Raw genomic sequence first — 5,834 nt, 5'->3', positions numbered from 1 at the left:
TTAAGATGAGATATCCCCCGCAAAAGCGGGTAAGACCCCTTGAAGACGACAAGGTAGATAGGGCAGGGGTGTAAGTGTGGCAACACATGGAGCTGACTGTTACTAATCGGTCGAGGGCTTGACCAAGGAATACAGAATCAATCGGGTATCTGTATGAAGTTTTGATGGTATATATTACCTATACAAATGACGTAATATTAATACGTCATTTTGTTATATAATCCTCGATAGCTCAGTCGGTAGAGCACGCGGCTGTTAACCGCGCTGTCGTAGGTTCAAGTCCTACTCGGGGAGCTTAAAAAGCCCGCAAATATCAGTGTTTGCAGGCTTTCTTTTTATTCTAATGATTTTAATAAATTTCGATAGTGCCTCATTTCTTTTTCTTCAACCGTATCAATAACATACTGTAATTCTCTGATTGCCGAATTACGCTCTTTGGGCAAGTATGCCACAATAGGATAAAAATTAGACTTTGAGTTGGCAAACAAATGTGTCCGTATTTGTAAACTTTTAATAAATGTCTGTAATTCTTGAATACGTTCTTTTTCTCCGGATTGAATAAATTTACCATCTTTTTCCATGTCAAAAAGTTTCGTTCCGGGAAAGAGTGTAAGTGAGTCAACAGAGATAAAATAAGGGTTAAGCTGGCTAAAGATTTTTGCACTGTTTATTGCATTTCGATAGCCCGCCCCTTTTCCCGCCAATCCTGTCATGTACACAAAATAGTATTCTATTCCTGCTTCGTTTAATTTGCGGCACTGTTCCAAAATATCCTGTGAAGTATATCCTTTATTCGCCAACACCAGCGTATCATCATCACCGCTTTCAACGCCGATACTAAGTCCATTTACACCCATAGCCCGCAACTTCCTCAACTGCCATACTTCTTTATTTTTTATATCCCGTATACTGGCAAACATGGCTATGCTTTGACATTTAATCAGATAATCACGGACAGTCAAAATATACGGTTTCAATTTTTCATAGCTCAATGCAAATGGGTTAGCGCCTGTAATAAAAATTCTTCTCGCATGAGGTTGATATGATTTAATCTCGCTCAAATCTTCTTCAAACTCTGATAGCGGCGACATTGCAAAGGGTTCCTCTTTATACAAGTTGCAAAAGTGACATTTATGATAAGTACAGCCAGCAGTTAATTGAATAATGCAGGAATCAGCTTCATAATTTGGTCGCCATGTTCTTCCTGTAAAGTGCATACAATCACTCCTTATAAATGTCGGAGATTTTTGCGGTAATCCCGCAATTCATCTTCGCTCACGCTTTCTATGATTTTATTCAAAATGGATAAAACTTTCTTTTTGTCGTTAGGTAATGTTCCTTGAAGTGGTATCGGATTGGAAGCCCCCAATGCTCCAAACCAGACAGGGATTTCTAAGTGTTCAACTAAGGCTTTTAATTCCTCGTATTTTTCAATCTCTGCTTCTTCCTGCCAATTTCCTTTTTGTATTTCCTTGTAAAGCTCTGAATTGGGATAAATTGTCAACATACTCGCTCCTATGATTTCAGGGTGGAGCTGGTTACATATCCGGGCAGTTGCCTTTGCTCCCTGTTCGCCTTTTCCCATGCCAGAAATACCTGTAAGGTAAAAAAAGTTATAGCCGATACCTGCTTTATCAAGCCTTGAACATTGGGTGACAATATCCTTTGAAAGATATCCTTTGTGCATAAATTCCAATGCTTCATCATCACCTGTTTCAATTCCTATCGTTAAAAGGTCAAATCCGGCTGTCGCTAATGCTGACAGTTCTTCATCTGTTTTCAAGGAAATATCTGTTACCCTTGAAAAGCAGCCAATCGTTTTATTGCTCGAAAAGTATTTTTTTATGAGGTTTGCAATTTCCATTAACCGTGAAAATTTCAGTACAAATGGGTTTGCGCCTGTCAAAAATGTTCTTGAAACTCTGCTGTTTTTCCATAGCTTCATCTGTGCCTCTGCTTCTTTCAAATCAGCTTCTATGTCTGCAAGCGGTGACATTTTGAATTTGAATGGCAAATCAGCATACAACGTACAAAATTTGCAGCTATGATGTGTGCAGCCTGCGGTGACTTCCAAAAGCAGTGAGGACGCTTCATAAGGCGGTCGCCATATTGTTCCTGTGTAGTGCATAATTTTATCGCTCCTTTTTGTTTTAAGATTTTCTTTGTTTGTCATACACCTAAAATATCTCAATGCTTCGTGTACTTCAAGTACTGTCTTTTTTTAGTAGTAGTACTTTTTTAGATACTAAAGACATTTAAAGACCGTATCTTGATTTTTCCTCGTTTTTGAAATATACTTGAAGCGGAAAGGAGCGTTTCTGTGTCTGAAAACAAATTCACCGACAAATACGTAGTAGCCCGCTGTGTACCTATGAGTAAATTGCAATCAGTCATAGGCGGCAAATGGAAAATCTTAATTCTGTGGTATGTTGCCTTTTATAAAGTGCAGCGGTTTGGGGAGTTAATGCACCGTCTTGAGGGCATTACGCAATCTACACTTACAAAGCAGCTCCGGGAGTTAGAGAATGACGGTTTTCTACATAGGGAAATATACAAAGAAATTCCTCCAAAGGTTGAGTATTCCCTAACCGAATTTGGGGAAAGTTTTATCCCTGTTCTTCAAACGATGATGACTTGGAGCGAAAAGTATCTATGCCCGGATTATGTAAATCCATATAAAGAAATCATAAATGAATAAGAGGGATTCTGTAGTAGTCGGCACTGTGCGTAATGTGCATAACTTGCTGTCTTATGGAGTTGTGGGAAAGCTGCAGTTTAGCTTTTCCATGACGGAATAGCAAGTTATACATATTTTTATGCCAGTCCCTGTCTGTTGCTGTCTGCAATGCCTTAGTTTTACGTTGATAAGGAAGTATTCACAATAACTTATCATTAACGCTGACAAACAGAGTGCAAACATAAGCAGAGAACATATCACTTTCATTAGTGGTCGGTTCTCTGCTTTTCTGTTACGCAATAGAGCGCCGTTTTTGAGGGCTGATATATAAAACCCTTATTCCGCTATTTCAATTCTCACAAAGCCGCATATATCAAGAGCAAAATAACCTCTACTGCGTAACATCACTTATAATTTCATATATCTGAATTCTCATTTTATATTTGTCGATGAGACAATAAATTCACTCTGCTCGTTAGTTACTCATAAATATAATAACAACCAATAAACATGTAACAGCCATATAGGAAAGCCAAAGTATTGTATGATAGCATATAGCCTTTTTTGTATTTCATATCTAAATGGTTTCGTTATTCGTAGAATTTGTTAATAGTAATGAAGATGTTTTCATTTCAACTTTATTTCCCTGCTCTTCAATTACTTGATTAAGAGCCTTTTTAACAGTATTACCGCTATAACCATTTAAAATTAATTCTAATGCATTTTGTTTATTGATTTCAATGATTTGCTGTTTTTCTTTTTGCTTTGTAGATTTTATATTAATGCCTAATTTAGCATAATAGCTTGTTTCTTTGGATAAAATGTCTTTGTAGATACTTGTGTGCTTCAATAAGCCTAAGTGATAATATTCTATTAATGTATCAAACAAAACATCAACGTAAAAGTGCAAGTTTTCTATTATGATGCTAAGATATGGCATATACGAGCCGCTATGAACAATCATATTCCGATTTCGATATATTCTCATTATATGCCAACGTATTCTCTTTTTATGACGTTGCAAATATTCATAAATTGTTTGTGAATCGATGAATACTTTTTGTGAAAATAATTCCAATCTATAGATTAACAGTGGATAATCATTTAAAGAGTTTTTTATTTGCTCTAAATAATTAACATTTTCATTCAATGACAACAACATAGCAAATCTTTCAACCATGTCAAGTTCTTCATTATCTGATTCAATTTGCGAAATAATACTAAAAACATCAGTACCTGCACAATTGCGTATGTCACGTAATAATTGCTCAAGGCTATCATACATATAACATCTGTTTAAAACAGCACATAATACAGTACAAATAGTATTTATTTTATCTTCATTATCCCTTTTTGAATCAATTAATGTTTCAATTATTGTCCAAAGATTTAATAGTTGATTTGAAATATCCTTGCTTTCAATCGCACCATTATGTAATCTTATGGATTTATAAAATGAAATAGGTGGATCTATTTTATTCATCAATGTTATATCACTAAAAATAGCGTGTAAATCAGACAGATTTCCCTTTTTCTTCATTGCATTAATGGAAGAACGCATAACACTTCCACTATCAAAAATATTGTCTACTTTTTTAGAAATAATAGCTTTTGATGTCACAAATAACTTGCTATCATGCTGATATATTCTATGAAGCGACAAAATAGCCTGCATATACTGATTTGCTTGTTCATAAGCAGAAAACGCATCAATTGACTGTACAGTAAACATTACTACATAATCATTTTGTCTTTGCAAATTAAGCTGCATTTTCTGCTCCTTAGTAGGTCGCTGAACATTAAGACTTTCTAATTTCCCCAATACAGAAGAAGCCTTTTGATTAATACCAAAAGTTGCTTGATAGTCGTACTTTTGAAATGTGAAATGATTAAAAAAATCTACGATTGTATCTTGAGAGCATATAACAGGGTTGGTAGATGTAAAAAATGTTTCTATTATAGAAAAATATATATACTCTTTACTATACCCTGCATTTATTAGTTCTGTAGTCAACATTCGGGTTACATAATATATCATTTGGCTATTCTTATATGAAAAATTTTGAAAGAATATATTTTCAATAAGTATATCAAGCAAAAATTGTAAATAAATATCATTTGTCTCACATATATCTTTTATATAATTTGCAATTTCTGGATAATGCTTAATTTTTGTTTTAAGTTCGCTATCCTCTATATTGTAATACCTAGAGGTTTTGTCCTGTAGGAATAATAGTGTTCCATCATCAGAAATAGCTTGCTGTACAAATATATCTTCTTGCAAGGTTTGTTCAAATTCCTCAGATAACGGAATAAAATTCCCATCCATAAGTATTTTTTTATTAATATCACTAGCGGTTCGCATTACATCATAACATAAATAATGACTATTTAATGCAGGAACTTTATATGATTCATATGAGTAGTTAAAGGTTTCTTCTTCCAAAGCTTGAGCAAATAATAACATGCCCCTAAGATATTCGTTTCTTGTCCAATGCTCAATTCCCCGTTTTTTCATTTTTATTATTATCCTTTCCAACTAAAAATCATTTATGATATTCCCAATACTTTACTAAATAACAATATCTATCGTTCTATTTATACAATAGCATAATTTTCTCATTTTCTCAATGTTATGAAGTGAACTTTGCTTTCCATTGTCTACATTCCTTTACACAATAGAAACACATTGGGGAATAAATATTAAAAAACCCTTATCCCTCCATTTCAACGACCGCAAAGCCGCATAAATCAAGGACAAAATACCCCCTACTGCGTAACAATCCCCATAATAAATTGAGGGCGAAAGCAGTTTACTGATTTCATCCTCTTGACTATCCACAAGCAAAGGCGGGAAAAGTTGTCAAGGGCGCATAGCGCGAAGTTTACCCTTGACAGCTTTTCCCGTCTTTGCTACTCCTTATCGGTCGAAGCGGAATTTCAATATGGCTTCAACCAGTTTAGCCTTTAGCCTGTCCTGTGTATCGTCATTGATATGCCCCTTATACATAGACAGATATTTGATGTGTGCGGTGTAATACCGCAATACTGCGTCTACCGCTTCCGGCTCTCCGGCAACGGCTTTTTGAATCATAGGGGGGTACATTCCCCGATGCTTGCATCGTAACTTGCTTAACACAATACTAAAAAAGTGATA

At 35.1% G+C, this 5,834-nt stretch carries 5 protein-coding genes, 1 tRNA gene and 1 rRNA gene; 3 read left to right on the top strand and 4 right to left on the bottom strand.

Annotated elements, in window-relative coordinates; genetic code table 11:
• Positions 1–126 (top strand): 23S ribosomal RNA (locus tag D7Y06_RS23585); the annotation flags it as partial.
• Between the two features lie 95 nt (positions 127–221).
• A tRNA-Asn gene (locus D7Y06_RS23580) sits at positions 222–294 on the top strand.
• Positions 295–335: 41 nt separating this feature from the next.
• Here D7Y06_RS23580 and D7Y06_RS23575 read toward each other — a convergent pair.
• A complete protein-coding gene (locus D7Y06_RS23575) occupies positions 336–1,217 on the bottom strand; it encodes a radical SAM protein (RefSeq protein ID WP_120409964.1) in 882 nt (293 codons plus the stop codon).
• 11 nt (positions 1,218–1,228) lie between these two features.
• Complete coding sequence (locus D7Y06_RS23570; RefSeq protein WP_120409966.1) at positions 1,229–2,128, bottom strand: radical SAM protein; 900 nt, start codon at positions 2,126–2,128, stop codon at positions 1,229–1,231.
• Between the two features lie 192 nt (positions 2,129–2,320).
• Here D7Y06_RS23570 and D7Y06_RS23565 point away from each other — a divergent pair, with 192 nt between their 5' ends.
• Complete coding sequence (locus D7Y06_RS23565) at positions 2,321–2,698, top strand: winged helix-turn-helix transcriptional regulator (protein ID WP_120409963.1); 378 nt, start codon at positions 2,321–2,323, stop codon at positions 2,696–2,698.
• A gap of 556 nt (positions 2,699–3,254) precedes the next feature.
• Here D7Y06_RS23565 and D7Y06_RS23560 read toward each other — a convergent pair.
• Both D7Y06_RS23560 and D7Y06_RS23555 read right to left on the bottom strand, forming a co-directional pair.
• A complete protein-coding gene (locus D7Y06_RS23560; protein ID WP_120409962.1) occupies positions 3,255–5,195 on the bottom strand; it encodes a hypothetical protein in 1,941 nt (646 codons plus the stop codon).
• Positions 5,196–5,597: 402 nt separating this feature from the next.
• Positions 5,598–5,783 carry a helix-turn-helix domain-containing protein gene (locus D7Y06_RS23555; RefSeq protein WP_120409965.1) on the bottom strand — a complete coding sequence of 62 codons (186 nt, stop codon included), beginning with the start codon at positions 5,781–5,783 and terminating at the stop codon, positions 5,598–5,600.
• Positions 5,784–5,834: the final 51 nt, after the last annotated feature.

Source organism: Roseburia sp. 1XD42-69 (genome assembly GCF_003612565.1).
GTDB lineage: Bacteria > Bacillota > Clostridia > Lachnospirales > Lachnospiraceae > Roseburia_B.
The sequence above is the reverse complement of the archived record's forward strand: the minus strand, read 5'-3'. Positions and strand labels throughout refer to the sequence as shown.